The sequence below is a fragment of the Tsukamurella serpentis genome, assembly GCF_054780975.1.
In genome coordinates this window covers 258,336-284,283 of sequence record NZ_BAAGVH010000003.1, presented here as the reverse complement: position 1 = coordinate 284,283, position 25,948 = coordinate 258,336, and the positions used below count along the sequence as shown (strand labels likewise).

25 protein-coding genes and 1 pseudogene are annotated in these 25,948 nt (G+C 69.4%); 14 read left to right on the top strand and 12 right to left on the bottom strand.

Features of this window, described 5'->3' with window-relative positions:
- Positions 1 to 24: 24 nt before the first annotated feature.
- Positions 25 to 942 carry a 1,4-dihydroxy-2-naphthoyl-CoA synthase gene (locus tag ACYVHG_RS09555; RefSeq protein WP_461167210.1) on the top strand — a complete coding sequence of 306 codons (918 nt, stop codon included), beginning with the start codon at positions 25 to 27 and terminating at the stop codon, positions 940 to 942.
- 95 nt (positions 943 to 1,037) lie between these two features.
- Here the strand turns inward: ACYVHG_RS09555 and ACYVHG_RS09550 are convergent, their stop codons facing one another.
- Complete coding sequence (locus ACYVHG_RS09550; RefSeq protein ID WP_461167209.1) at positions 1,038 to 2,174, bottom strand: BTAD domain-containing putative transcriptional regulator; 1,137 nt, start codon at positions 2,172 to 2,174, stop codon at positions 1,038 to 1,040.
- A gap of 205 nt (positions 2,175 to 2,379) precedes the next feature.
- Between ACYVHG_RS09550 and ACYVHG_RS09545 the strand changes: the two genes are divergently transcribed.
- The 9 genes and pseudogenes from ACYVHG_RS09545 (at position 2,380) to ACYVHG_RS09505 (ending at position 9,430) form a co-directional block, all read left to right on the top strand.
- A complete protein-coding gene (locus ACYVHG_RS09545; RefSeq protein ID WP_461167208.1) occupies positions 2,380 to 3,639 on the top strand; it encodes an inorganic phosphate transporter in 1,260 nt (419 codons plus the stop codon).
- A gap of 3 nt (positions 3,640 to 3,642) precedes the next feature.
- Complete coding sequence (locus ACYVHG_RS09540) at positions 3,643 to 3,945, top strand: hypothetical protein (protein ID WP_461167207.1); 303 nt, start codon at positions 3,643 to 3,645, stop codon at positions 3,943 to 3,945.
- 4 nt (positions 3,946 to 3,949) lie between these two features.
- Complete coding sequence (locus ACYVHG_RS09535; protein ID WP_461167206.1) at positions 3,950 to 4,261, top strand: DUF3349 domain-containing protein; 312 nt, start codon at positions 3,950 to 3,952, stop codon at positions 4,259 to 4,261.
- 82 nt (positions 4,262 to 4,343) lie between these two features.
- Entirely contained in the window at positions 4,344 to 4,757 is a 414-nt protein-coding gene (locus ACYVHG_RS09530; RefSeq protein WP_461167205.1) for a DUF3349 domain-containing protein, read from the top strand.
- Complete coding sequence (gene menE / locus ACYVHG_RS09525; protein WP_461167204.1) at positions 4,754 to 5,914, top strand: o-succinylbenzoate--CoA ligase; 1,161 nt, start codon at positions 4,754 to 4,756, stop codon at positions 5,912 to 5,914. The genes ACYVHG_RS09530 and menE overlap by 4 nt, the downstream gene beginning before the upstream one ends.
- A gap of 39 nt (positions 5,915 to 5,953) precedes the next feature.
- Positions 5,954 to 7,759: an acyl-CoA dehydrogenase gene (locus tag ACYVHG_RS09520; RefSeq protein WP_461167203.1), complete on the top strand. Its 1,806-nt coding sequence runs from the start codon at positions 5,954 to 5,956 to the stop codon at positions 7,757 to 7,759.
- 21 nt (positions 7,760 to 7,780) lie between these two features.
- Positions 7,781 to 8,656, top strand: coding sequence for a 1,4-dihydroxy-2-naphthoate polyprenyltransferase (locus tag ACYVHG_RS09515; protein ID WP_461167202.1), 876 nt, complete (start codon positions 7,781 to 7,783; stop codon positions 8,654 to 8,656).
- Positions 8,657 to 8,877: 221 nt separating this feature from the next.
- A pseudogene (locus ACYVHG_RS09510) lies at positions 8,878 to 9,051 on the top strand (helix-turn-helix domain-containing protein); the annotation flags it as partial.
- A 190-nt stretch (positions 9,052 to 9,241) separates the two neighbouring features.
- Complete coding sequence (locus ACYVHG_RS09505) at positions 9,242 to 9,430, top strand: hypothetical protein (RefSeq protein ID WP_461167659.1); 189 nt, start codon at positions 9,242 to 9,244, stop codon at positions 9,428 to 9,430.
- Between the two features lie 135 nt (positions 9,431 to 9,565).
- Here ACYVHG_RS09505 and cds1 read toward each other — a convergent pair whose 3' ends face one another.
- Complete coding sequence (cds1, locus tag ACYVHG_RS09500; protein ID WP_461167201.1) at positions 9,566 to 10,675, bottom strand: L-cysteine desulfhydrase Cds1; 1,110 nt, start codon at positions 10,673 to 10,675, stop codon at positions 9,566 to 9,568.
- Entirely contained in the window at positions 10,672 to 10,971 is a 300-nt protein-coding gene (locus tag ACYVHG_RS09495; RefSeq protein WP_461167200.1) for a DUF4229 domain-containing protein, read from the bottom strand. The genes cds1 and ACYVHG_RS09495 overlap by 4 nt, the downstream gene beginning before the upstream one ends.
- A 177-nt stretch (positions 10,972 to 11,148) precedes the next feature.
- On the opposite strand from ACYVHG_RS09495, the gene ACYVHG_RS09490 reads away from it, so the two are divergent.
- Positions 11,149 to 11,310 (top strand): BldC family transcriptional regulator, encoded by a 162-nt coding sequence (locus tag ACYVHG_RS09490; RefSeq protein ID WP_461167640.1) that lies wholly within the window; start codon positions 11,149 to 11,151, stop codon positions 11,308 to 11,310.
- Between the two features lie 89 nt (positions 11,311 to 11,399).
- Here ACYVHG_RS09490 and ccsB read toward each other — a convergent pair whose 3' ends face one another.
- From ccsB to hemL, 6 genes are read right to left on the bottom strand one after another with little or no spacing between them, the layout of a single operon-like run.
- On the bottom strand, positions 11,400 to 12,407 hold the full coding sequence (gene ccsB, locus ACYVHG_RS09485) for a c-type cytochrome biogenesis protein CcsB (protein WP_461167199.1): 1,008 nt from the start codon (positions 12,405 to 12,407) through the stop codon (positions 11,400 to 11,402).
- A complete protein-coding gene (resB, locus tag ACYVHG_RS09480; protein ID WP_461167198.1) occupies positions 12,407 to 14,002 on the bottom strand; it encodes a cytochrome c biogenesis protein ResB in 1,596 nt (531 codons plus the stop codon). The genes ccsB and resB overlap by 1 nt, the downstream gene beginning before the upstream one ends.
- Positions 14,002 to 14,787, bottom strand: a complete 786-nt coding sequence (locus ACYVHG_RS09475) for a cytochrome c biogenesis CcdA family protein (RefSeq protein ID WP_461167197.1) — start codon at positions 14,785 to 14,787, stop codon at positions 14,002 to 14,004. Before ACYVHG_RS09475 ends, resB begins: the two co-directional genes overlap by 1 nt.
- On the bottom strand, positions 14,787 to 15,374 hold the full coding sequence (locus tag ACYVHG_RS09470) for a TlpA disulfide reductase family protein (protein ID WP_461167196.1): 588 nt from the start codon (positions 15,372 to 15,374) through the stop codon (positions 14,787 to 14,789). The genes ACYVHG_RS09475 and ACYVHG_RS09470 overlap by 1 nt, the downstream gene beginning before the upstream one ends.
- Positions 15,371 to 16,030, bottom strand: a complete 660-nt coding sequence (locus tag ACYVHG_RS09465; protein ID WP_461167195.1) for a histidine phosphatase family protein — start codon at positions 16,028 to 16,030, stop codon at positions 15,371 to 15,373. Before ACYVHG_RS09465 ends, ACYVHG_RS09470 begins: the two co-directional genes overlap by 4 nt.
- Positions 16,031 to 16,040: 10 nt before the next feature.
- Entirely contained in the window at positions 16,041 to 17,372 is a 1,332-nt protein-coding gene (gene hemL, locus ACYVHG_RS09460; protein WP_461167194.1) for a glutamate-1-semialdehyde 2,1-aminomutase, read from the bottom strand.
- Between the two features lie 170 nt (positions 17,373 to 17,542).
- On the opposite strand from hemL, the gene ACYVHG_RS09455 reads away from it, so the two are divergent.
- The 3 genes from ACYVHG_RS09455 (at position 17,543) to ACYVHG_RS09445 (ending at position 22,725) form a co-directional block, all read left to right on the top strand.
- Positions 17,543 to 19,015, top strand: a complete 1,473-nt coding sequence (locus ACYVHG_RS09455; protein WP_461167193.1) for a WS/DGAT/MGAT family O-acyltransferase — start codon at positions 17,543 to 17,545, stop codon at positions 19,013 to 19,015.
- A complete protein-coding gene (locus tag ACYVHG_RS09450; protein WP_461167192.1) occupies positions 19,012 to 20,526 on the top strand; it encodes a carboxylesterase/lipase family protein in 1,515 nt (504 codons plus the stop codon). The genes ACYVHG_RS09455 and ACYVHG_RS09450 overlap by 4 nt, the downstream gene beginning before the upstream one ends.
- 228 nt (positions 20,527 to 20,754) lie before the next feature.
- Positions 20,755 to 22,725: an acyl-CoA dehydrogenase family protein gene (locus ACYVHG_RS09445; RefSeq protein ID WP_461167191.1), complete on the top strand. Its 1,971-nt coding sequence runs from the start codon at positions 20,755 to 20,757 to the stop codon at positions 22,723 to 22,725.
- Positions 22,726 to 22,734: 9 nt separating this feature from the next.
- On the opposite strand, the gene ACYVHG_RS09440 is transcribed toward ACYVHG_RS09445, so the two are convergent.
- From ACYVHG_RS09440 to ACYVHG_RS09430, 3 genes are all read right to left on the bottom strand, one after another.
- On the bottom strand, positions 22,735 to 24,900 hold the full coding sequence (locus ACYVHG_RS09440) for an MMPL family transporter (protein WP_461167190.1): 2,166 nt from the start codon (positions 24,898 to 24,900) through the stop codon (positions 22,735 to 22,737).
- A 106-nt stretch (positions 24,901 to 25,006) separates the two neighbouring features.
- Positions 25,007 to 25,630: a CYTH domain-containing protein gene (locus ACYVHG_RS09435; RefSeq protein WP_461167189.1), complete on the bottom strand. Its 624-nt coding sequence runs from the start codon at positions 25,628 to 25,630 to the stop codon at positions 25,007 to 25,009.
- A 34-nt stretch (positions 25,631 to 25,664) separates the two neighbouring features.
- Positions 25,665 to 25,871: a heavy-metal-associated domain-containing protein gene (locus tag ACYVHG_RS09430; protein WP_461167188.1), complete on the bottom strand. Its 207-nt coding sequence runs from the start codon at positions 25,869 to 25,871 to the stop codon at positions 25,665 to 25,667.
- Positions 25,872 to 25,948 lie beyond the last annotated feature (77 nt).

Here is a 25,948-nt window from a genome sequence, read left to right as displayed (position 1 = left end):
GCAGCCAACAGTAGAGTCGGCGTCGTGACTTTCAACCCCGAGCTGTGGCGACCGGTTCCCGGATTCGAGGACCTGACCGACATCACCTATCACCGGCACATCACGCAGGGCACGGTGCGCGTGGCCTTCGACCGGCCGGAGGTGCGTAACGCCTTCCGCCCGCACACCGTCGACGAGTTGTTCGCCGCGCTCGACCATGCGCGGCAGTCCGCGGACGTGGGTGCGGTGCTGCTCACCGGTAACGGTCCGGCGCCGAAGGACGGGGTGTGGGCGTTCTGCTCGGGCGGCGACCAGCGGATCCGGGGACGAAGCGGCTACCAGTACACCGAGACCGAGCCGGAGACCGGGCGCCTCGGCGAGACCGCCGACACGGTGCAGCAGGGCCGCGCCGGACGGCTGCACATCCTGGAGGTGCAGCGGCTGATCCGGTTCATGCCGAAGGTGGTGATCGCCCTGGTCAACGGGTGGGCCGCGGGCGGCGGGCATTCGCTGCACGTGACCTGCGACCTGACCCTGGCCTCCCGCGAGCACGCCCGGTTCAAGCAGACCGACGCCGACGTGGGCAGCTTCGACGCCGGCTACGGCAGTGCCTACCTGGCCAAGCAGGTGGGCCAGAAGTTCGCGCGGGAGATCTTCTTCCTGGGCCGGACCTACTCGGCGGAGCAGATGCACCACATGGGCGCGGTGAACGAGGTGGTCGATCACGACCGGCTCGAAGACGTCGCTCTGGAGTGGACCGCGGACATCCTGGGCAAGAGCCCGCAGGCGCAGCGGATGCTCAAGTACGCCTTCAACCTGCCCGATGACGGCCTGGTGGGGCAGCAGTTGTTCGCCGGAGAGGCGACCCGTCTGGCGTACATGACCGATGAGGCGGTCGAGGGCCGGGACTCGTTCCTTCAGAAGCGCGCCCCGGACTGGTCGCCGTACCCCTGGCACTACTGAGCAGCGCACGAATGTCGGCCTGAGCGGCGCTCGCGTCTCGCGACCTGGCCTTTTGTCGTGTCAGCGCCGCTGAGACCGACGTTCGTGCGGAAGTTCTATCCGTCCAGCGCGCGGAACTCGAAGGTGGTCCGGCCCAGGGTGAGCCGGTCACCGTCGGAGAGCGGCAGTTGCCCGGCGACGCGGCGGTCCCCGACGTAGGTGCCGTTCGAGGAGTGCAGATCGCGCACCGCGAAACCGCTCACCGAGCTGGTGATCACGGCGTGCTCACGGGAGACCTTGGCATCGTCGATCGGGATGTCGTTGTCCGGCAGTCGCCCGAGCCGCACCTCCCGGTGCACCGGGTGCTCCGTACCGTCGGGGGCGACGAGCACACCGCGGGGACGCTTGACCACCACCGAGATATCGGTCTCGGTCTTGTCGAACGCAGGACCGTCCGGTACCGCGGCCGGGGCCACCGGGACCGAGGCGAGCTGCTCCTGCCGCAGCACCTTCCCCTCCAGCTCCACCAGCGCCGGCGCTGGATCGGCACCCAACTCGTCGGCCAGCGTCCGGCGCAGCTCCCGCGCCGCCTCCAGGGCGTCGGCCTGCCGGCCGGTCACGTACAGCGCGGTGATCAGCTGCCCCCACAGCGGCTCCTGCAGCGGATTCTCCGACACCAAACGGCGGAGTTCGCCGATCACCGAGGCCGCGCGACCCGCCGCGATCTCCGCGTCGTACATCGCGGACTGCACCGCGGCCCGCTCCTCCGCCATCCCGATCGCGAAGTTGTCCGCGAACTGCAGTCCCCGCAGATCGGCCACCGCGTCGCCGCGGAACTCCGAGAGCGCCGCCGCGAACATCGCCGAGGCCTCGTCGAACCGGGCCGCCGCGGCGAGCTCGGTGCCGCGCCGCCGGGCCGCCTCGAACCGGCCGATGTCCGACTGTTCGGGCAGCAGGTCGAGCCGATAGGTCGAACCCGAGGTCACCAGTTGAGCGTCCAGACCGGAACCGGCACCCGGACCGCGCAGCGCCTTGCGCAGGCCGCTGACGAAGACCTGCAGGCTGGCCCGCGCCGACGCGGGGGGCCGGCCGTCCCACACCTGCTCGCTCAACGAGTCGACGGTGACCGCCCGGCCCCGGTTCATCACCAGCAGCGCGAGCACCGACCGCGGCTTGACCCCCGACACCTCGTTCGGGGCACCGTCCACCGAGAGTGAGACCTGACCGAGCACCCGGACATCCAATGACGCCATGCGCGAATAGTAATCACCGTCCACCGGGACCCCACTCCCAGCAGGTGAATCGGAACATTTCGTCCGGACAATCGGGCAATCCAGAAACGCCGGTGATGAACATCCGATGAACGATCTCCGGGCTTCGCGAACCCGCAGGTCAATGACACCGCAAATCCGTCTCCCCGGTTTGGTGATTCCGCCGTTCGGCAGCACACTCATCGTCATGAACAGCGAACTGATCATCCTGCTCCTGGTGATCGTGACAGCACTCGCCTTCGACTTCACCAACGGCTTCCACGACACCGGCAATGCGATGGCCACGTCCATCGCGACCGGCGCCCTCAAGCCCAAGACCGCGGTCAGCCTCTCGGCGATCCTCAACCTGGTCGGCGCCTTCCTCTCCGTCGAGGTCGCTCTGACCGTCACCAACGCGGTGATCAAGATCCAGAACAAGGACGGATCACCGAAACCCGAGTTCACCGCCGACCACGGCCGGGCACTGCTGATCATCGTGCTCGCGGGCCTGATCGGCGGCATCGTCTGGAACCTGCTGACCTGGCTGCTGGGCCTGCCCAGTTCCAGCTCGCACGCCCTGTTCGGAGGCATGATCGGCGCCACCATCGCCGCGCTCGGCCTGAACGGCGTGGTCTGGATCGGCCACGGCAAGCTCGACGGTGTGATCGGCAAGGTCGTGCTGCCTGCCCTGTTCGCGCCGGTCGTCGCCGGCATCGTGGCCGCCGTCGGCACCTTCGTCATCTTCAAGATCGTGTCCGGTGTGGCCGCCCGGTTCACCGAGGAGGGCTTCCGCTGGGGCCAGATCGGCACCGCCTCGCTGGTCTCGCTCGCGCACGGCACCAACGACGCGCAGAAGACCATGGGCGTGATCACCCTCGCCCTGATCGGCTACAGCACCGGCACCCCGGAGGCCAGCGGCGGCCTGCTGTTCTGGGACAACACCCACGGCGTTCCACTGTGGGTGAAGATCTCCGCGGCCTTCGCCATCGCACTGGGCACCTTCATCGGCGGCTGGCGGATCATCCGGACCCTGGGCAAGGGCCTGATCGAGATCAGTTCGCCGCAGGGCATGGCCGCCGAGGCGTCGTCGGCCACCATCATCCTGGCCTCGAGCCACCTCGGCTTCGCCCTCTCGACCACCCACGTGGCCACCGGCTCGATCCTCGGCTCCGGTGTCGGCAAGCCCGGCGCCAAGGTGCGCTGGAACGTCGCCGTGCGGATGGTCGCGGCCTGGCTGATCACCCTGCCCGCCGCGGCCGTGGTCGGCGCCGTCATGTGGTTCGTCGCCGCGAAGATCCCCGGCCTGGCCGGTCCGCTGGTCGCCTTCGCCGTGCTCTGCGCCCTCTCCGGCTACATGTACTGGCGCGCCCAGCAGCAGAAGGTCGACTCGAAGAACGTCAACGCCGAATGGGACGAAGAGACCAACTCGGTCGCTCCGACCGCCGACGACAAGATTGCGAAGGTCTAAGACATGGAAACCATCTCCCTGGCCCTCAACGCGGTCTGGAAGGTCCTGCTGGTCGGGCTGATCCTCGGCGCCGGCCTGCCGGCCCTGTTCGCGGTCGGCGTACGCGGCCTGGCCATCGGCAACGGCCACGAGCAGGCCGACGGCACCGTCCACAAGCCGAATCCGGTCGGCAACGTGCTCGCCGCGATCGCGTTCACCATCGTGGTCGCGGCGGTCGTACTCGGTGTGGCGATGATCGTCGCCTCCGGTTACAAGTACGAGCTGACCTTCGAGAACATCTACCCGTGGTTCGAGAAGAAGAAGTAGGACGATGACCACTGAGAACCCGCAGGACGGCGTCCTTCCCCAGGTCCTGGACTGGCTGCGCGCCGGCTACCCCGAGGGCGTACCCCCGAAGGACTACTTCCCGCTGCTCGCGCTGCTCAAGCGTTCACTGACCGACAACGAGGTCGACACCGTGATCGGCCGGCTGCTCGCCGCCCGGCCCGACGAGGTGCACCGCGACGAGATCGAGGCCGCGATCACCCGGATCACGCACACCGAGCCCGGTTCCGAGGAGCTGAACCAGGTGGCCGCCAAACTCGCCGCGGGCGGCTGGCCGCTCACCGGTTTCACCGGCTGACGGATCGGCTGTTCGACGGTCCGCGCCGTCGGCGTCCGCGCCCTATGCTCGTAGTAGGCATTCGTCGGAAGGTTGGGCGCTCATGAGTTCTGGTGCGGGTTTCATCGCCAGGATCGTGGATTGGCTGCGCGCCGGCTACCCCGACGGCGTCCCCAGCAACGACTACCAGCCGCTACTGGCGCTGCTGGACCGCCAGCTCACCCAGGACGAGGTCAAGCAGGTCACCCGGGAGTTGATCGACGATGCGCAGCTGACCGTCGAGGGACTCGAACCGATCTCCCGCATCGACGCCGGTGTCGCGATCAGCGGCCGCACCCACGAGCTGCCGCTGGAGAAGGACATCACCCGGGTGCGTGAACGCCTCGAACGCAAGGGCTGGCCCTTCGACGACGAGCCGCTCGCCCACGACACCCACGCCGGCCCCGATTCCGGCGATGACTCCGACGACGATCCCCCTGCCGGCCCCGGCTCCGAGGCGGGCACCGGCCCGTCGTGATCCTTCAACCGCTGCCGATCGACACCGTCGAATCGGCGTTGCCGCAGCTGGAAGCACTGCTCGCGGGCACGGCCCCGGCTCTGCTGCCGGTTCCGGCGCACGATCCGCGTGAGGCCGCACGCCTGTGTTCCGCGCTCGCCGCCGGAGAGCCGATCGACGAGCGCGCGGCGCTGGTGGTCGCCACCTCGGGCACCACCGGCACTCCCAAGGGCGCGATGCTCACCCGGGACAACCTCGACGCCAGTGCGGCCGGCACCCACGCCGAGCTCGGCGGTCCCGGACAGTGGCTGCTGGCCATGCCGCCGCACCACGTCGCCGGAGTGCAGGTGATGCTCCGCTCCCTCGCCTCGGGGTACGTCCCGATCGGTGTGGACCTGCGCGGCGGCTTCGATCCGGCGAGCCTCGCCGCCGGTCACGCGGCCATGACCGCCGAGCGGCGTTACCTGTCGCTGGTTCCGACACAACTGGTCAAGGTGCTCGCCGATGCGGACGCCACCGCGGCGCTGGCCCGGTTCGACGGGGTGCTGATCGGCGGCGCCGCGTGCCCCGTCGCGCTGCGGGAACGGGCCCTGGCCGCCGGGATCAGGATGGTCCGGACGTACGGCATGAGCGAGACCGCGGGCGGCTGCGTCTACGACGGACTACCCCTTCCGGGCGTGACGATCCGGCTCGACGGAGAGGAGCAGCGCGTGGTGATCGGCGGTCCGACGGTGGCCCTGGGCTACCGGAACCTGCCCGATCACCCCGCTTTCGCCGAGTCCGGGCACTTCCGCACCGACGACGCAGGCACTGTGACCGACGGGACGCTCACCGTCACCGGCCGGCTGGACGAGGCGATCTCCACCGGCGGGCTGACCGTGCTGCCCCAGGTGGTCGAGGCGGTGCTGGCGACGGTGCCCGGGGTGGCCGAGGTGGCCGTGTTCGCGCAGCCCGATCCGCGGTGGGGACAGCGGGTGGCCGCCGCGGTGGTCCCGGTGTCCGGCCCGGGCGCGCCCGCCGTCACCGTCGAGGTGCTGCGCGCGGCCGTTGAATCCGAGCTGGACCGCACCGCCGCGCCGCGGGCGGTGTACCTGCTCGACGAGTTGCCCCGGCGCGGTCCGGGCAAGGTCGATCGTGCCGCGCTGACGGCGCGATTCCGAGAATCTACATTCAAGTAGGATTTGATCGATCCCGGCCCGAGGACGAAGGACACCCCTGTGAAGCAGAACATCGCAGCGCAGACCCCGCTGCTCAACCCCCGCGACGTCGACTTCCTGTTGTACGAGTGGCTCGATGCGGAGGCGCTCACCAAGCGCGAGGAGTTCTCCGATCACTCCAAGGAGACCTTCGACGCGGTGCTCGACCTGGCCGCCGACATCGCGGTCTCGAAGCTGTCGAACCACTTCAAGGAGGCCGACGCCAACGAGCCGACGATCGCCGCCGATGGGACCGCGATCACCTTGCCGCAGACCAAGGCCGGGCTGGCGGCGATCAACGAGGCCGGGTTGACCTTCGCCGAGCTGCCGGCCGACGAGGGCGGCATCGGCCTGCCGTCGGTGGTCAGCAAGGCGATGTTCGCGTGGCTGCAGGCGGCGAACGTGGCGACCACCGTTTACGCGGGCCTCACCCTGGGCAACGGCAACGTGATCCGCTCGTTCGGCACCGATGAGCAGAAGCGGCTGTTCCTGGATCCGATGATCGAGGGCCGGTTCACCGGCACCATGTGCCTGTCCGAGCCGGAGGCCGGTTCGGCGCTGGCCGACATCACCGCGAAGGCCAAGCCCAACGGTGACGGTACGTACTCGATCACCGGGACCAAGATGTGGATCACCGGCGGTGACCACGAGATGACCGAGAACATCGTGCACCTGGTGCTGGCGAAAGTGCCTGGCGCACCGGATGGGGTGAAGGGCATTTCACTGTTCATCGTGCCGAAGTACCTGGTCAGCGCGGGTGACGATGGTGCGGTCGTGGTCGGCGAGCGCAATCCCGTGCACCTGGTGGGCCTGAACCACAAGATGGGTAACAAGGGCACCACCAACTGCCTGCTGTCGCTGGAGAACGCCACCGGCTACCTGGTCGGCGAGGAGAACCGCGGCCTGGTGCAGATGTTCCAGATGATGAACGAGGCCCGGGTCGCGGTGGGTCTGGCCTCGTCGGCCGTCGGCTACACCGGTTACCTGCAGTCGCTGGAGTACGCCAGGACCCGGGTGCAGGGCCGGCCGGTGACCGCGCCGACGGGCCCGCAGGTCCCGATCATCGAGCATCCGGACGTCCGGCGGATACTGCTGGCACAGAAGAGTTACGCCGAAGGCGGGCTGGCACTGGCACTGTTCGGGGCGAAGTTGGTCGACGATGCGCACACCTGCCCCGACGAGACCGAACGCACGGCCGCCGCACAGTTGCTGGATTTCCTGACGCCGATCATCAAGAGCTGGCCGAGCGAGTGGGCCACCCGCGCCAACGACTACGCCATTCAGATCCACGGCGGCTACGGGTACACCCGGGAGTTCAACGTCGAGCAGTTGTACCGGGACAACCGGCTCAACGCGATCCACGAGGGCGCCAAGGCGATCCACGGTCTGGACCTGCTGGGCCGCAAGGTCCCGCAGCACGGGGGCGCGGCCTTCGGCGCCCTGCTGGGCCGGTTCGAGGCGACCGCCGCTCGGGCCGAGGCCTTCGAGGAGCTGGCACCGTTCGCGGCCGACCTGCGGGCGGCGGCGCAGCGCGCCGTCGAGGTGACGATGACCCTGGGCGGTACCGGTGATCCGGCGCTGTCGCTGGCGAACGCGACCGCCTATCTCGACGGTATGGGACACGTGGTCGTGGCGTGGCTGTGGCTCGATCAGGCGCTGGCGACCTACGCCGAGGACGGTTCGGCCCGTGAGGACGCCTTCTACCGCGGTAAGCGGGCGGCTACGCGGTACTTCTTCACCTACGAGCTGCCGAAGGCGCACACGGAGTTCGATCTGCTGGCCAAGCTCGATCGCACCACGCTCGACCTGGACACGTCGATCCTGTAGCGGCTGCATAGGGTGGCAGGCATGGCGACTCCCGCGCAGTGGCTCCAAGGAGCCCGACCCCGCACGCTCCCGAACGCGATCGCTCCGGTGATCGCGGGTACCGGGGCGGCGGGGTTCGCCGGGTGCGCGGTCTGGTGGAAGGCGCTGCTGGCGCTGATCGTGTCGTTGGCGCTGATCGTGGGCGTGAACTACGCCAACGACTACTCCGACGGCATCCGCGGCACCGATGACGACCGGGTGGGGCCGTTGCGGCTGGTCGGTTCGTCACTGGCGTCCCCGGAGGCGGTGAAGCGGGCGGCGTTCGCGTGCTTCGCGGTCGGCGGGTCGGCCGGGGTGGTGCTCTCGCTGACCTCGGCCTGGTGGCTGATCCTGGTGGGGCTGGGGTGCGTGGCCGGCGCCTGGTTCTACACGGGCGGCTCGCGTCCTTACGGTTATCTGGGGTTCGGCGAGATCGCGGTGTTCGTGTTCTTCGGTCTGGTCGCGGTGCTGGGCACGCAGTTCGTGCAGGCCGGCCGGGTCGATGCGGCGGGATTGCTCACCGCGTGCGCGGTGGGCTCGTACAGTTCCGCGGTGCTGGTGGCGAACAATCTGCGCGACATCCCCACCGACCGCGAATCCGGGAAGATCACCCTCGCTGTGCGCCTCGGGGATTCGCGCACTCGGGTCCTGTTCGCGGCGCTGGTGGCGGTCCCGACGGTGCTGGGCCTGGCGCTGGCCGCGGTGGCGACGCCGTGGACGCTGTTCACACTGGTCTCGGTGCCGCTGGCGGTACGCGCGGCGCTGCCGGTGCTCCGCGGCGCTCACGGACCGGCCCTGATCCCCGCGCTGGCGCAGACCGGCCTGGCGATGCTGGCGTGGTCGATCGGTGCAGCGGCCGGCCTGCTGCTGGGCGCCTGAACCTCCTGTCCGGCGGTGGCAGCGCGGACTTCGAGGGTGCGCGGCGAAGATCACCGTCGTCGTTCCGGGAACCCATGCGTTCCACGCATGGTCAGAAAGATCCAGGTCAGAGGCATCTTCTAGGGATCGGCCATGCGCTCGACGCATGACCGGGAGTCCGGTCGGGGTTCGGTCAGCAGTCGAGGTCCGGAATCGTCAGTGCCCGGCGGTAGCGTCCGGTCATGTCCGATATCGAGCGCCTGCGCATGGTTTCGTCGGTGGCCCGCACGCGCAGCATCTGCGAGACCGCACGAGTACACGGGGTGGCGCAATCCACCGTCACTCGCTCCGTCACCGCCGCCGAAGCCCTGGTCGGCTTCCCGCTGTTCCGGCGCGGCGCCCAGGGCAGTCGGCTCGCGCCCCGGGGCGCAGCCTGCGATCACCCTGATCGACCGCATCATCAGCGACTTCGATGCACTCCGCGCACTGAGCGGCGCGCGGCCGGGGTGCCTGCGCTTCGGGCACCGCGCCGATCTCGAGATACCCCCGCGCCTGGACAACGCGCTCGGGTGGTGGAACCGCGAGAACACCCTCCGCGCCGAACCGGTGGAACTCGAAGACCCGCTGGCCGAGCTCCGCGCCGGCCGGGTCGAGTTCGCGGTCCTGCTGCGTACCGGTGGCATGCTGCCCGACCTCGAAACGCACTACGTGCGGATGATGCGCACCTCCCGGGTGGAACTACTGCACCGTCCGCAACTGCTCCCCGGCATGGATGAGTTCCTGCGCCTCATCTGAGCCATGCGCCGCGGGCATGACTCACCATCGCGGGAACACGTCTGAACAGGGGATTCTCGGCCATGCGCCGTGTGCATGGCTTTCGTGAACGAGACCACCCGCAGGACGCGACTCACCCGGTGCACCCGGCTCGGACTAGTCCCGCCAGGTGCCGTCGGCCAGGAACCGTTCGACGGTCAGCGTGGGCGGGATCAGATCGAAGCCGCCTGCCTGAACCCAGTCGTCGTCGAAGTAGGTGTCGAGATAGCGGTCCCCGTCGTCGGCGAGCAGGGTGACCACGCTGCCCGACCGACCGGTGGCCACCATCTCGCCGATCACCGCGAACGCTCCCCACAGGTTCGTGCCGGTGGAGCCGCCCACCCGCCGCCCGAGCAACGACGACGCCACACGGGCCGCCGCGATCGAACCCGCGTCGGGCACTCCGACCATCCGGTCCACGATCTCCGGGATGAACGACGGCTCCACCCGCGGGCGACCGATCCCCTCGATCCGCGACGACTGCCCCGTCTCCACCGAGCAGTCCCCGGCCTCGAAGCCGGGCAGGAAACTGGAGTTCTCCGGATCGACCACGCACAGCCTGGTCGCGTGGCGCCGGTACCTGATGTACCTGCCGATGGTCGCGGACGTGCCACCGGTGCCGGCGCCCACCACGATCCAGGCGGGCTCGGGATGCTCCTCCAACGACAACTGCGAGAAGATCGACTCGGCGATGTTGTTGTTCCCGCGCCAGTCGGTGGCCCGCTCGGCGTGCGTGAACTGGTCCATGTAGTGACCGCCCCGTTCCAACGCCAGCCGGGCGGCCTCGGTGTACACCTCGTCGGCGCGATCGACGAAGTGGCAGGTTCCGCCCTCGCGCTCGATCAGCGCCACCTTCGCCGGCGAAGTGGTGCGCGTCATCACCGCGACGAAGGGCAGTCCCAGCAGCTTCGCGAAGTACGCCTCGGAGACCGCCGTGGAGCCCGACGAGGCCTCGATCACCGTGGTCCCCTCCCGGACCCAGCCGTTGCACAGCGAGTACAGGAACAACGATCGCGCCAGACGGTGCTTGAGACTGCCGGTGATGTGAGTGGTCTCGTCCTTGAGGTAGAGCTGCACCGCGGGTCCCTCGGAGGTGCCCTGCGACCACTCGCCGAGCGGGAAGCGCAGCAGATGCGTGTCCGCACTGCGCCGGGCGTCCGCTTCGATCAGCCGGACCGCGTTGTCCACCCACGACCGGTCCGCGGACCGATCGCAGACGACGGTCACTCGTCGGCTCCCTGCAGGCGCTTGCGGAAGTCGTTGCGCTTGTCCTTACGCGCCTGATCCACTGCGGCGGCGCTCCGAGTGACCCGGTCACGCAGGCCTCTGCCCACCACCATCGACAGCGGCAATGCGATCACCAGGGCGAACAGGAACACCGGCACCGGCGGGACGTCGTCGGTGAAAAGGCGGCCGATCCCGTACAGCAGCAGGGTGATCACCGCGACGAGTCCCAGCCGAAAGAGCGTGTACAGGGCGATGTCTCGCAGCAGCGCCCGCTTGAGCGCACCCGATTCCGTCATGATCTCCAGCCTACCCCGAGTCCGGAATACGATTTTACCAATTGTTGACGGTTCAATAGAGGTTCGAATACACGGGCAAATCGCTGCATACTGGGCACCATGACCATGGCACACCCGAACCTCAGCCAGCGCCCGGCCGACCCCCGCGCAACGGCTCAGCGGCAGCCCGAACGGCTCATGACCCCAGGCCAGGTGGCCGCACTGTTCAACGTGAACCCGAAAACGGTCACCCGATGGGCCGGCGCAGGACTGCTCGGATCGGTCCGCACGCCCGGCGGACACCGTCGCTTCCGCGCCTCGGAAGTGTTTGCTCTACTGAATCAGAACACGACCTCGTAGCCGCCGCCGACCCCTCGCGTGGGCGCCGTGACCTCCGGATTCCCGGTGAGCACGGCGCCCATTTACATTGCTAGGCTAAATAACCTAGATCAGCCCGCGTACGAGTGCAGCCCGCTCACCACGTAGTTGATGAAGAACAGGTTGAAGACGATCGTCACGAAGCCGAGGACGTTCAGGTACGGCGCGGCCTTGCGCCACACCGCGGTGGCCCGGGCGTGCAGGTACGCGGCATAGACCACCCAGGAGATGAACGAGACCGTCTCCTTCGGGTCCCAGCCCCACGGCCGGCCCCAAGCCGCCTCGGCCCAGATCGCGCCGCAGATCACACCGGCACTGAACAGCGGGAAGGCCACGATCACCGTGCCGTAGGCCACCCGGTCGAGCACCTGCGCCGGGGGCAGCGCCTCCACCAGCCGGCCGTAACCGTTCGACGGCACCGCCACCGTTCCGTCCGGCAGCTCGTAGCGACGGCGCAGCAGGTACAGCAGGCTCGCCACCCCGGAGACCAGGAAGATGCCGCCGCCGATCGAGACGATCGAGACGTGGATCGCCAGCCAGTACGACTTGAGCGCCGGCACCACGGGACCGGCGGTGGTGTACAGCACTCCCTCGGCGATGAACATCAGCGCCAGCACCGGGACCAGCACGAACACCAGAACCGGACGGGTCTGCGACTTGCGCAGCAGCACCAGGCCCGCGAGTACCGCACCCGCGCAGGTGATCGAGACGAACTCGTACATGTTGCCCCAGGGCATCCGGCCGGTGGCGATGCCACGGGAGATCACCGAGGCGACGTGCAGCAGCAGACCCGCCACGACCACCGCGTAACCCATCCGCCCGAACCGCTCGGAGCGGCTGCGCCGGGAGCCGTCGTCGACCACCAGACCGGGCGTGGCCTCGGTGGCGATCGGCGCACCGCCGGCCGCCACCAGCTCGCGGCTGCGATCCCGCGCCGCAGTGGCGCTGACCCTCGTGGTGGCCAGCTCGATCACCAGCAGCACCAGCGCGAAGGCGTAGATCGCGGTGGCGCTGAGGAACATCGACTCGGCGTAGCCGGCCAACGACTCATTGGTCCCCGATGCGAGTTGAACGTTCATTACTGCGCCACCTTTTCACCTTTGTCGCCGGCCAGACGGTCGGCCAGTGCATCGAAGTCTTCGTTCCATCCGGCCTGATCGGTGCGGGCCAGTCCGGCGATCTCCATCACGGTACCGCCGCCCTCACGCGGAGTCAGCCGCACGAACACCCGCCGCCGTTTGACCGTCAGCGAGACGATCAACCCGGCGAGCATCCCGATCGAGAAGGCCAGCGTCCAGTTCTGCGCCGGATTGTGGCTCACCTGCAGCGCCGCGAAGTTCTTCACCCCGTCGAAACGCACCTGCGTGCCGTCCGGCAACGTGGTCGCCTGCCCCACGTTCAGGTTCACCCGCGCCTTCTTCTCCAACCGGCCCGAATCGATCTGATCCCGGCTGAGCGAGAAGATGTTCTGCGGCTTGCCGGTGTCCAGACCGGTATCGCCCTGGTAGATGTCCACCGCGACGGCCGGATCGTTCGGCGCCGGGTACCGCGAGGTGAGCAGCGCACCGTCGAGTTGCTTGGTCGGTGCGAGCAGGCCCTCGATCCCGATCTGCTTGGTGCGGCGCTCCTGCTCGTCCGGGTACAGCTGAGCGGGCGGGTCGAAGCGCAGCGCACCCGAACTGAGGAAGACCACCTTGTCCTGCGGCGCGAACTGCATGGTCTGAGTGCGGACCGAGCCGTCCGGGTAGGTCACGGTGAACGTGCCGGCGTAACCGTGGCCGAGCATGTAGACCCGCACGCCCTCGGTGCGCAGCGGCTGGTTCACCTCGATGTCGTACTGCTTCCAGGTGCCCGCACGCAGGCTCTCCCGGTCCTGGTACGAGGCCAGGGTGCGGAACATCTCCGGCTGCATGTTCGGCAGGAAGGTGGCCTGAACGTCGTCGGCACGCACACAGAAGGGCGCCAGCCCGGTGCCGTCCACCAGGTTGCCGGCCCGGAAGCTGTCGTAGTTCGACGAGCTGTTGCAGAACCCGCCGTCGCCCTCGATGACGATGCGCGAGCCCTCGTAACCGAACTGCTGCCCCACACCGATCGCCACCAGGATGCCCAGTAGAGAGGCGTGGAAGACCAGGTTCCCGGCCTCGCGCAGGTACCCCTTCTCCGCGGAGACGGTGACGGTGCCCGCAGCCCCCGCAGCGCTCTCGGTGCGGGAGATCTTGCGCCAGCCGCGCAGCCCGGCGAGCACCGTCTGCGCGGCCTGCTCCGGGTCCTCACTGCTCTCGCGGGTGGTGTGCCGCGGCAGCCGGGACAGGTTGCGCGGAGTGGGCACCGGCGCGGTGCGCAGCGCGGTGACGTGCTCGAACAGGCGCGGCACGATACAGCCGACCAGCGAGACGAACAACAGCGCGTAGATCGAGGTGAACCACACCGAGCGGAAGACGTCGAACAACTGGAGCTTGTCCAGGATCGGCCCGATCGTGGTGTGGTCGTTGAGGTACTTGTTGGTGGCGCTGACGTCGATGTCGCGCTGCGGCAGCAGAGCGCCCGGGAAGGCCGCGACCGCCAGCAGGAACAGCAGCACCAGCGCTGTCTTCATCGAGGTCAGCGACCGCCAGGCATTGCGGATCACCGCCAGGACGCGGCGCAACGGGGATTGTTTGATTGGAGTACTCATCAGATCGGCATCACCGTGTTGGAGACGAACAGGCGGCGCACCAGGTCGATGAAGTCGGCCCAGTAGCCGGTGACCAGTGCGATGCCGACCACGATCATCAGCACACCGCCGAAGACCTGGATGCGGCGGGAGTTGCGGCGCAGCCACCCGACGGCGCGTACGGCCACCGTCGAGCCGACCGCCAGGACGATGAACGGCAGGCCCAGGCCCAGGCAGTAGGCCACGATCAGGGCGGCGCCGCGGGCGGGCTCGGCGTCGGTGCCGACCACGATCGACAGCACCCCGGCCAGCGTGGGTCCGATGCACGGGGTCCAGCCCAGTGCGAACACCCCGCCGAGCAGTGGTGCACCGGCGAGGGTGGTCCACTGCCGCGGCGCGAACCGCACATCGCGTTCGAGCATCGGGACCAGGCCGATGAAGGCCAGGCCCATCACGATGGTGATCACGCCGCCGATCCGCATCAGCGTCTCGGCGTTGAGCCGGATCGACGCCGCCAGGCCGAACACCGACATCGTCATCAGCAGGAAGACGGCGGTGAAACCGGCGACGAACAGCAGCGCCGCACCCATCACCCGCCACCGTCCGGCGCGGGCTCCGGCGCGGGCCTCCTCGACGGTGGCTGCGGGCGCCTCGGCACCGACCAGTCCGGCCAGGTACGACAGGTACCCGGGGACCAGCGGAACGATGCACGGCGAGGCGAACGAGACCAGCCCGGCGAGCAGGCAGGCACCGAGCGCGAGCAGCAGCGGTCCGGAGACGGCGGCGGTGGCGAAAGCCTCTCCCATCAGCCCTCCCCCAGCACCTTCTCGATGGTGCCCATCAGCTGCTTCTCACTGACCGTGGTCAGGTACGAGGCGGCGACCCGGTGCTTGCGGTCGAGCACGAAGGTCATCGGCACCACGGTGGTCGGGTACTGCTCACCGATCGCGAGCAGGGTCCGGCCGGGCGGATCGTAGATCGACGGGTAGGTCAGCCCCTGGGACCGGATGAAATCGCGGGCGGCGTCGTCACCGGCGGTCTCGCGGACGTTGATCCCGAGGAACTCGACACCCCGGGCCTTGGTGGCCTGGTAGGCGCGTTCGAGTTCGGGCGACTCGATCCGGCACGGGGCACACCACGATCCCCACACGTTGACCACCACGACCTTGCCCGCGAAGTCGGACAGTTTCACAGTGGCGGCGGAGTCGGTGACGCTCGGACCGGAGAAGTCCTCGACGGTGCTGCGCTGGTCCGGGGCGTAGAACTGCTCGACCTTGCCGCCGGGCGCGATGACGCCGCCCTTGGCACTCTGGTCGGCGTACTGGACGCAGCCGGTCAGGGCGACCGAGGCCGCCAGCAGCGCGGTGGCCAGACCCGCGAGGCGGCCCCTCATGCGCCGGTGACCAGCGGGTCGGAGGCGCCCGCCGGCTCGGAGTACACCAGGTCGACCAGCGCGTCGCCCTCGAAGACCAGGCTGGTCAGCGAGGCGAGCGAGCACTGCCGCTTCCGGGGGTCGTGCCAGAGCCGCTTGCCCTCCAGGTAACGGCGCAGGGTGACCACCGGCAACTGGTGGCTCACCAGCACCGCCTCGTGGCCGCGGGCCCGCTCGCGGGCGATGTCGACCACACCGACCATCCGGTGCGCGATCTGCAGGTAGGGCTCACCCCAGGACGGGGTGAACGGGTCCCGCAGCTTGGGCCAGTGCCGGGGCTGCCGCAGGGCACCGTCGCCGACGGAGACCCGCAGTCCCTCGAAGCGGTTGTCCGCCTCGATCAGCTCCTCGTCGGTGATGATGGTCAGGCCGTGGGCCGCGGCGATCGGGGTCGCCGTCTCCTGCGCGCGCTGGAGCGGCGAGGCGAAGACGGCGGTGATGTCGTGGTCGGCGAGGGCGTCGGCCACCGTCTGCGCCTGAGCGCGGCCGGTGTCCGAGAGCCGGAAACCGGGCAGGCGGCCGTACAGCACGCCGTCGGGATTGTGAACCTCGCCGTGCCGCATCACGTGCACGATCGTCTGGGGCTGGGTCTGAGCCTGGGGCTTCGGGTCGGCCATGGTCGGCGTCCTATTCCTGGGGAGCGGCGCCGGCGGCCGCACGGGCGGCAGCGGGCAGGGCCGCCGCGATGGTCTCGAAATCGGTGTCGGTCAGTGCGGCCGAGACGAACCACGCCTCGAACGCGCTGGGCGGCGGGTACACCCCCTGGGACAGCAGGGAGTGGAAGAACGGGGCGAAGCGGTGGGTCTGTGCGGCCTTGGCCTGCTGGTAGTCGGTGACCGGCCCCTCGGTGAAGAACACCGAGACCAGGTTCCCGGCGTACTGGACGTGGTGGGTCACACCCTCGGCGGTCAGTGCCTCCCCGATCAGCGTGCCCAGTCGGGTGCTGTTGGCGTCGAGCGCCGCGTACACCTCGTCGGTGGCGTTGCGCAGGGTGGCCAGGCCCGCGGCCATGGCGACGGGGTTCCCGGAGAGCGTCCCGGCCTGGTAGACGGGGCCGAGCGGGGCCAGGTGGCCCATCACGTCGGCGCTGCCGCCGAAGGCCGCTGCGGGCAGCCCGCCGGACATCACCTTCCCGAAGGTGAACAGATCGGCGTCCACCGGGTCGAGGCCGTACCAGCCCGCGCGGCTGACCCGGAAGCCGGTCATCACCTCGTCCAGGATGAGCAGGGCACCGTCGGCGCGGGTGATCTCGCGCAGCCCCTGGTTGAAGCCGGGCTCCGGCGGTACCGCGCCCATGTTGCCGGCGGCGGCCTCCGTGATCACGGCGGCGATCTGGCCGGGGTACTGAGCGAAGGCCGCGCGGACGGCGTCGAGATCGTTGTAGGGAAGCACCAGGGTGTCGGCGGCCTGCGCGCCGGTCACCCCGGGGCTGGTGGGCAGGCCGAGGGTCGCGATGCCGGAGCCGGCATCGGCGAGCAGCGCGTCGACGTGGCCGTGGTAGCAGCCGGAGAACTTGATGATCTTGGCGCGCCCGGTGACGCCGCGGGCCAGGCGCACGGCGCTCATGGTGGCCTCGGTACCGGAGTTGACCAGGCGGACCCGCTCGACGGGGGCCACCCGCGCGGTGATCTCCTCGGCCAGCTCGATCTCGGCCTCGGTGGGGGCGCCGAAGCTCAGGCCCGTGGTCGCGGCCCGCGCCACCGCGTCGACGACGGCGGGGTGGGCGTGGCCGAGGATCATCGGGCCCCAGCTGGCGACCAGGTCCACGTAGCGATTGCCGTCGGCGTCCACCAGCGTCGAGCCCGACGCGGAGGTGATGAACCGCGGGGTACCCCCGACCGCGGAGAAGGCACGGACCGGGGAGTTCACCCCACCGGGGATCGAGCGGGTGGCGCGGTCGAAGAGCGAGGCGCTGACGGGGGCTGTTGCGTCGCGGCCGGGGGCCGAGGGGGAACTCACGACTTCCAGTGTCCCAAACGAGGGCAAGTCGTCAACTACAGGGTGTAGGAGACAGCTCCGGATCGGGTACCCGAGGGCGCGCCTTCCCACATCGCGGACCGCCCCCGACCCGGGCGACCTATAGTGGAACAGGTTTCAACCGGGGCCGCGACGCACAGTAGGAGAGAGCCTTGGAACGACTCAGCGGATTGGACGCCTCCTTCCTGTACCTGGAGTCCCGGGCGCAGTTGATGCACGTATCCGGCATCCTCGAACTCGACCCGGCCACCGTCGAGGGCGGGTACCGCTTCGAGGACCTGCGCAACGAACTGGCCCGGCGGATCACCGCGATGCCCGCCTTCCGCCGCAAACTGCACGATTCGGTGATGAACCTCGACCACCCGGTCTGGGTGGAGGACGACGATTTCGACATCGAGGCGCACGTGCACCGGGTCGCCGTCCCCGCGCCCGGCGGCGAGGTGGAACTCGCCGAGCTGTGCGCGCACGTCGCCGGACTGCCGCTCGACCGCAGCCGCCCGCTCTGGGAGATGTGGGTGATCGAGGGCGTAGCGAGCGGATCGGACCCGCTCGCTACGCTCCCGGCGTCCCCCAGCGGACGGATCGCGGTGATGATGCGTATGCACCACGCCTGCGTCGACGGCGTCACCGGGGCGGGCCTGATGGCGCAACTGTGTTCGCTGACCCCGGAACCGCCGCCGCTGGATCCGGAGATGGTGGGCCGCAGCACCGGCTCGGCGTCCGTGCTGGAGCTCGCCGCCGACGGGGCCAAGAACGTTCTGCTGCGCCCCTTGTCGCTGGTCTCACTGCTCCCGCGGACCCTTCCCGTGCCACTGCGATGGTGGCACCGGTCGCGGCGCGGGGAGGCGATGCCGGCCCCGTTCAGCGCCCCCCGCACCTCCCTCAACAGCGCGATCACCGGCAACCGGACGATCGCCTTCTGTTCCGTCCCGCTGCCGGACGTCAAGCGGATCAAGGACCACTTCGGGGTGAAGGTCAACGACGTGGTGCTGGCCGCCGTCTCCGGCGCGATGCGGCAGTTCCTGCACGACCGTGGCGAACTGCCTCCGCAGCCGCTGGTGGCGATGATCCCGGTCTCGGTGCACGAGGCGGAGATCGGCGCCACCCTGGTGGAGGGCACGAACAAGGTCACCGGCATGTTCACCCGGCTCACCACCGATGTGGACGGCCCGGTCGAGCGGCTGGAGGCGATCCGCGCCCGGGTGTCCACCTCCAAGGATCACCACGGCGAGATGGACGACAACCTGCTCCGCTCGTGGGCGCAGTTCGCCCCGTCGTCGATCATGCAGCTGGGCGCGAAGCTCTACGGCGACAAGAACCTGCCCGATCTGCACCCGGTGGTCTACAATCTGGTGATCTCCAACGTTCCCGGTCCGGACATCCCGCTGTACTTCCTCGGCGCGCGGATCCACGCGATGTACCCGCTGGGGCCGGTGTTCCACGGCGCGGGTTTGAACGTGACGGTCTTCTCCCAAGAGGGCACACTGAATCTGGGGGTGATCGCCTGCAAGCAACAGGTGCCCGATCCCTGGCCGATCGTCCGGGCCTTCGAACGTGACATCGCGGCCCTGCTCACCGCGGTGGACGACGGCCCGGCCGCCACCTCGGAGGATGGAGACTCATGACGGCGACGGAACTCGAACGCACGGTCACCGCTCCGCGGGTGACCGTCGACACCGGTGCGCTGCGCGGTACGGACCTGGGCCCGGTGCACGCCTACCGGGGAGTGCCGTACGCCCGGCCGCCGGTCGGGCCGCTGCGGTACCGCGCCCCGCAGCCCGCGCAGCCGTGGGAGGGCGACCTCGACGCCACCGCCTTCGGCCCGGCCGCCCCGCAGAACAAGAAGTACACCCTGGTCGGTTTCCGCGATTACCAGCTGACCAGTGAGGACTGTCTCACCCTGAACGTGGTCACCCCGGCGCGGCCGTCGCCGGTGCCGCGCCCGGTGATGGTCTTCATCCACGGCGGCGCCTACCTGATGGGCAGCTCCGCGACCCCGCTGTACTACGGGAACTCCCTGGTCGACCGCGGCAACGTGGTCTTCGTCTCGATCAACTACCGGCTCGGCGCGCTCGGCTACCTGGACCTGTCCGCATTCTCCACCCCGGAGCGTCCGATCGAGGCCAACCTGGGCCTGCGGGATCAGGTGGCGGCGCTGGAGTGGGTGCAGCGCAACATCACCGCGTTCGGAGGCGACCCGGACAACGTCACCGTATTCGGCGAGAGCGCCGGCGGTAACGCCGTGACCACCCTGCTCGCCACCCCGGCCGCGCACGGCCTGTTCCACCGGGCGATCGCGCAGAGCGCGGCGCCGGAACTGACCGTCGACGGTGCCACCGCCCGCAGCTGGGGAGCCCGGTTCGTCGACCTGCTCGGCGGGATCGACAAGATCGACTCCGCCACCGCGACGGAGCTGGGCCGCACCGGCAACCGGCTGATGGGCGCGCTCAGCGGGGAACGCCTGGGCACCGTCCCGTACGGTCCGAGCGTCGACGGTGACTTCCTCCCGGAGGCTCCGGAGACGGCGATCGCCGCCGGGCGCGGCGCGAACGTCCCGCTCATCATCGGCACCAACCGCACCGAGGCGACGCTGTTCACCAAGATGCCCGGGATGGGCCGGCCCACCGCCGAGCGGGTGGCCCGGACCCTGGGTGCGCCGCAGGAGAAGGTGGACGAACTGACCGCCGCCTACCCGGGTTTCCCGCGGGTCTCGGCGATCAATCGCGTGATCGGCGACCACATGTTCTGGGCACCGTCGGTGCGGATCGCGCAGGGGCACGCGAAGTACGCGCCCACCTACTTCTACCGGTACGACTTCGCCACCAAGGCGCTCAACGCCCTGGGCTACGGCGCCACCCACGCCAGTGAACTGATGGCGGTGTTCGGGGTGTACCACGGCGTCACCGGCTGGGTCTTCGGGGCACTCGGCGACCGCCGGGTGGCGATGCGGGTCTCGGACTCGATGCAGCGCGACTGGATCACCTTCGCCCGCACCGGCCGCCCGGCCGGCGACTGGCCCACCTACAACAGCACCTCCCGCAGCACGCTGGTGATCGACGAGCGGAACCGGATCGTGCACGATCCGTCGCCGGAGATCCGGCGCGCCTGGGACGCGTTCGTGACCGCCCGCCACTAGAGAAGTCCCAGCTACAACCGCAGTGCGCGGTCCGGTTCGACGATTCTGTCGGGGTCGATCTCCGGCCGATGGACCGCGCGCCCTGCCGGATTCGCCACCCTCGGTATCGCGTCTCCGGTTACACGGCACGGACGACGGCCGCACGGAGACCGCTGCGTCCAGCACGAACGCCAGGTGAATCCCTCGCGGTACCGGCATGGATCGCCCGGGCTCGGTACGGTTAAGACCATGAGTGCTCCGACCTCGCCGGCATCGTCGCCCGAACTGTCCGCCTCGCTCCGCGCCCTGCTGGACGGCCGCTGGGCCGCCACCCGGGAGGTGGTCCGAGAACAGATCCAGGCCGGCGGTGTGGTGCCGCAGGTGGGCCTGAGTCTGGACGAGTACCGCGAGTACGTTCTGGGCCAGATGAAGCAGATGGTGCCACTGGGCTTCCCGGCGGACGGCTTCCGCACCGAGAACGGCGGTACCGGCGACGCCGGCGCCGCGGTCACCGCGATCGAGACCCTGGGCTACGGCGATCTCTCGCTGATGGTCAAGGCCGGTGTGCAGTGGGGCCTGTTCGGCGGTGCGGTGGAGAACCTGGGCACCGCGTACCACCACGAGAAGTACATCCGCGGCCTGATCGACCTCGACATCCTGGGCTGTTTCGCGATGACCGAGACCGGCCACGGCTCGAACGTCCAGCAGCTCGAGACCACCGCCACGTACCTGCCCGAGTCCGGCGAGTTCGAGATCCACTCCCCCACCTCCAGCGCCCGCAAGGACTACATCGGCGGCGCGGGCGCGCACGCCCGGTACGCGTCGGTGTTCGCGCAGCTGATCACCGGCGGCCCGGGTGAGGAGCCGGTCAGCCGCGGCGTGCACTGCTTCGTGGTGCCGATCCGGGACGCCGACGGCGCGGATCTGCCCGGCATCACCACCTCCGACTGCGGCTACAAGGGCGGCCTGCCCGGAGTGGACAACGGTCGCATCGTCTTCGACCGGGTGCGGATCCCGCGCGCGGACCTGCTGAACCGGTACGCGGACGTCGCTGAGGACGGAACCTACTCCAGCCCCATCGAATCCGACAGCAAGCGATTCTTCACCATGCTCGGCACGCTGATCCGCGGCCGGGTCACCGTCGGCGCCGCCGCCGGTGCCGCCGGGCGCCTGGGCATCACGCTGGCCACCAAGTACGCGCTGGTGCGCCGGCAGTTCGACGCCCCCGGCGACAGCAGCGAGCTGTTGCTGCTCGACTACCGTGCGCACCAGCGCCGGCTGCTGCCGCTGGTGGCGCGGGCCTACGCCTTCGCCATCGCGCAGAACGAGCTGACCTCCGAGATGCACGATCTGCAGACCGCGGATCCGGCCACCGTCGACCCGGATCACGCGCGGGAGATCGAGGGGAAGGCCGCGGCGATCAAGGTCGGCCACACCCGGCTGGCCTCGGATGCGATCAGCGCGGCCCGCGAGGCCTGCGGCGGCGCCGGATACATGTCGGAGAACCGACTTCCGTTGCTGCGCGGCGATATCGACGTCTTCACCACCTTCGAGGGTGACAACCTGGTGCTCACCCAGCTGGTGGCCAAGGAACTGCTCACCGCGTACGCCGCCGACGTCCGCGGCCTCGACGCGGTGGGCTGGGTGCGGTTCGTCGCCGAGATGGCGCGGGACGTGGTGCTGGAGAAGACCGCCGCCCGGCAGGTGGTGCAGACCCTGCTCGACGATTCGAACGAGGACACAGAGGAGAGCGAACTCACCCACCCCGGTACCCAGTTGCGACTGCTGCGCAACCGGGAGGACCACCTGCTGCGGACCGCAGCCGCCCGGATGCGCCGCGCGACCGGTGAGGACGCCGACCCTCTGGCGGTGTTCACCGACACGCAGGATCACCTGATCAAGGTGGGCGAGGCACACATCGAGCGGATCGTGCTGGAGGCCTTCGTCGATCTGATCACCGATGTCACCGACCGGCCCACTCGTGATGCGCTCAAGTTGATGCGCAACCTGTACGTGTACTCACTGCTGGAGCGCGATCTGGGCTGGTACCTGATGCACCGTCAGGTCTCGGTGGAGCGTGCGAAGGCGATCCGGCGCGGCGTGAACGAGTTGTGCGCCAAGGCCCGTCCGATCGCGGACTCGCTGGTGGACGCCTTCGGTGTTCCGGCTGTCGCGCTGGACGTGCCGATGCTCGATCCGGCGAACAGCGTCGCACCGTAACCGGATCCGCTAGGACTCGCGCAGGCCGACCCGCTGGTGCAGGCGCCGCATCGGTGCCGGCGCCCACCAGTTCCACACCCCGGCCACCCGCATGAACGCCGGGACCAGCAGCATCCGGATGACGGTGGCGTCCAGCAGCACCGCGATCATCATCCCCACGCCGAACATCTTCATGAACGACACTCCGGCGAATCCGATGGCGGCGAAGACGATCGCCATCAGTAGCGCGGCGGCTGTGACCACCCGGCCGGTGCGGGTGATGCCCATCGCCACCGCCTCGTCGTTGGCCGCGGCGTCCTTGACCGGGGAGTGGTCCCAGAACTCCTTGATCCGCGAGAGCAGGAACACCTCGTAGTCCATCGACAGGCCGAAGGCGATGCAGAACATGAGCACCGGCATGTTCGCGATGATCGACCCGGTCACCGTGGCGCCGAGACCGTCGAGCCAGCCCCACTGGAAGATCGCCACCAACGCACCGAACACCGCCGACAGTGAGATCACGTTCATCACGAGTGCTTTGAGCGGCAGCACCAGGCTGCCGGTGAGCAGGAACAGCAGGATGAAGGTGGTCACGGCGATCACGATCAGCACCGTCGGGAGGGTGTCCACGATCGAGACCACCGAGTCCCGGTTGAGCTGGGTGGTGCCGCCGAAGGAGGTCGGTGCCGGTGCGGACACCCCGCGCAGCCGGTCCAGTTGTGTCACGGCCGCTTCGGAGAGCGGGTCGAGTCTCGAGGCCACCATCACCAGTGCGGTGCCGTTGCCCGCACGGGCGGTCGGGTCGCCGTCGGCCACGCGCTGCCCACCGCGGTAGGTGCCGGTGGGTGCCACCACGGTCCCGGTGTCCTCGACGCCGGACAGCCGGCCGGCGTAGTCGGCGAGAGCACCGTCGTCCACCGGGGCGGTGAGCACCACACTGACCTGTGCGGAGGCGTCCTCGGTGAAGTCGGAGCGCAGGCTCTCCCCCACCTGGTGCGAGGACGACGACGCCGGAAGCACCCGGTCGTCGGGGAAACCGAAGTGGATTCCCAGGAACGGGGTTCCGAGCACCAGCAGCATCGCGGTCAGCGCCAGTCCGATCGGTACGGCGCGGCGCAGTACCAGCCGGGTGAGCCGGTAGAACAGGCTCCGGTGGGGGTCGCGGTCACCGCCGCGGCGACCGATCCGCAGCGCATCGACCCGGTCGCCGAGCACGGTGAGGACGGCCGGAGTGAGCACCAGCGTCGCGAGCGCGGCGAAGGTCACCACCGCCACACCGGCGTAGGCGAACGAGCGCAGGAAGTACATGGGGAAGATCGCCATCGCGGCCAGGGACAGGCCCACGATCACCGCGGAGAAGATCACGGTGCGTCCGGCGGTGGTCATGGTGCGGCGCAGCGCCTCGTGCCGGTCACCGCCCGCGGCGACCTCCTCCCGGTAGCGGCTGATCACCAGCAGGGTGTAGTCGATGGCCAGCGCCAGGCCCATGGCGGTGGTCAGGTTCAGCGCGAAGATCGACACATCGGTGATGGCGGTGAAGGCACGCAGGATGCCGGTGGTCCCGATGATCGCGGCGATGCCGATCAGTACCGGGATCGCCGCGGCGACCAGCCCGCCGAAGACCCACACCAGCACCAGGAAGGTGATCGGGATGGCGATCGCCTCGGCGATCAGCAGGTCCCGGGAGGACTGCTCGTTGATCTGCGAGTAGCTGTACGCCTCGCCGCCGGCCAGCACCGTCACCGGCGCGGGTGGTGCGGGCAGGCCCTCGACGATCGCCTTGGCGTTGATCGGAGCCTTCTCCTCGCCGCCGGCCACTCCGGCGACGATGAGCACGGTGCGCCGGTCCTCGCTGACCAGCATCGGAGTGGGTGTGGAGAACCCGTCGGTCACGCTCTCCACGCGCCCATCGGCCTTGAGCCGGTCGATCAGGCCGCGGCCGAATCCGGTGGCCGCGTCCTCACCGCCCTCGGGGACGGACACCGCCAGTACCAGCGGCAGGCCTCCGCGGCCGAAGTCGCCGCTGAGCCGGTCGTAGGTCCGCATCGCCTCGGCGGCGGGGTCGACGTACCCTCCGGCCTGCAGCTTGTCGGCCACACCGGCGCCGGCGAAGCCGAGGGCCGCGAGCAGCACCACGGCCAGAAGCAGCACGGCCTTGGCGCGTCGCGTGACGAAGCGGGTCAGAGCGTCGATCATCGTCGGCCTTTCCGATGGGCTGGTCAGCGACGCTCAGTAAACAGCGATCAGCCCAGACCGAACAACCGCCCCTGGTAGGAATTCCGGTCGCGCTCCGACGGGCGAATCACAGCCCGCCGAGCCGGTTGCTGCCCAGCGAGCGCACGAACCGGGGACCGAGCAGTGCCAATTCCCGGGCGTAGGCCTGTGCCCACCCGCCGAACGGCAGGTGCGCGAGGTACTCGTTACGGAAGCGGTCGTCCTCGGAGACCTCGGTGACGCAGAAGTCGGGGATCGCCAGATCCACAACGGGTCCGCCGCGTTCGACCTCGGCCATCACCAGGGGCGCATTGGTCCCGAGGAAGTCGTCGACCACCCAGCCGTCCTCACCCAGCCACACCGAGTACCGCACCTTCGCGACCACGTGCTCGGCGCGGCGCACGATCTGCCCGGCGACCAGTGCGTCGAGCTCGCGTTCGGCCTCGTACCGGGTGCCGCCGACGGCCGGGCCCTTGGCGGCCATGGTGCCGGTGGCGTTCTCGCCGAGCGCATCGACCAGCACCCCCGGGTCGGCGGACAGGTCCGACGGTGCCGGCCCCTGCACCCGCACCCGCACCGCGTAACCGTCGGCGGCGAACAGGTAGGCCTGCACGATGAGAGTGGGCGCCGGGTCCAGGGCGGCTTCCTCGGGGACCGCGTGCAGGAAGAATTTGCGTTCGAACTCGAAGTCGCCGAAACCCTGCTCAGACATGCTTCAACCGTAGCGGGTGCCGGCGGGGCGGGTCTCACAGAAGGCTGTAACCGGCTTCCTTCACCGCGGCGTCCACGGCCTCGCGGGTGAGTTCGGTGTCACTGGCGACGGTGACGGAGCCGGTCTCGACGTTCACCTCGACGCCGGTCACGCCGTCGATCTCCGAGATCTCCTCGCGCACCGATGCGGCGCAGTGCCCACAGGTCATCCCGGTCACGGTGTAGGTGCTCTCCACTGCCACTTCCAACTCCTTCGTCGATTCTCTCCATGATCGCGCGGATCACCCCTCCACTAATACCCCCTGGCGGTATCGCGCGT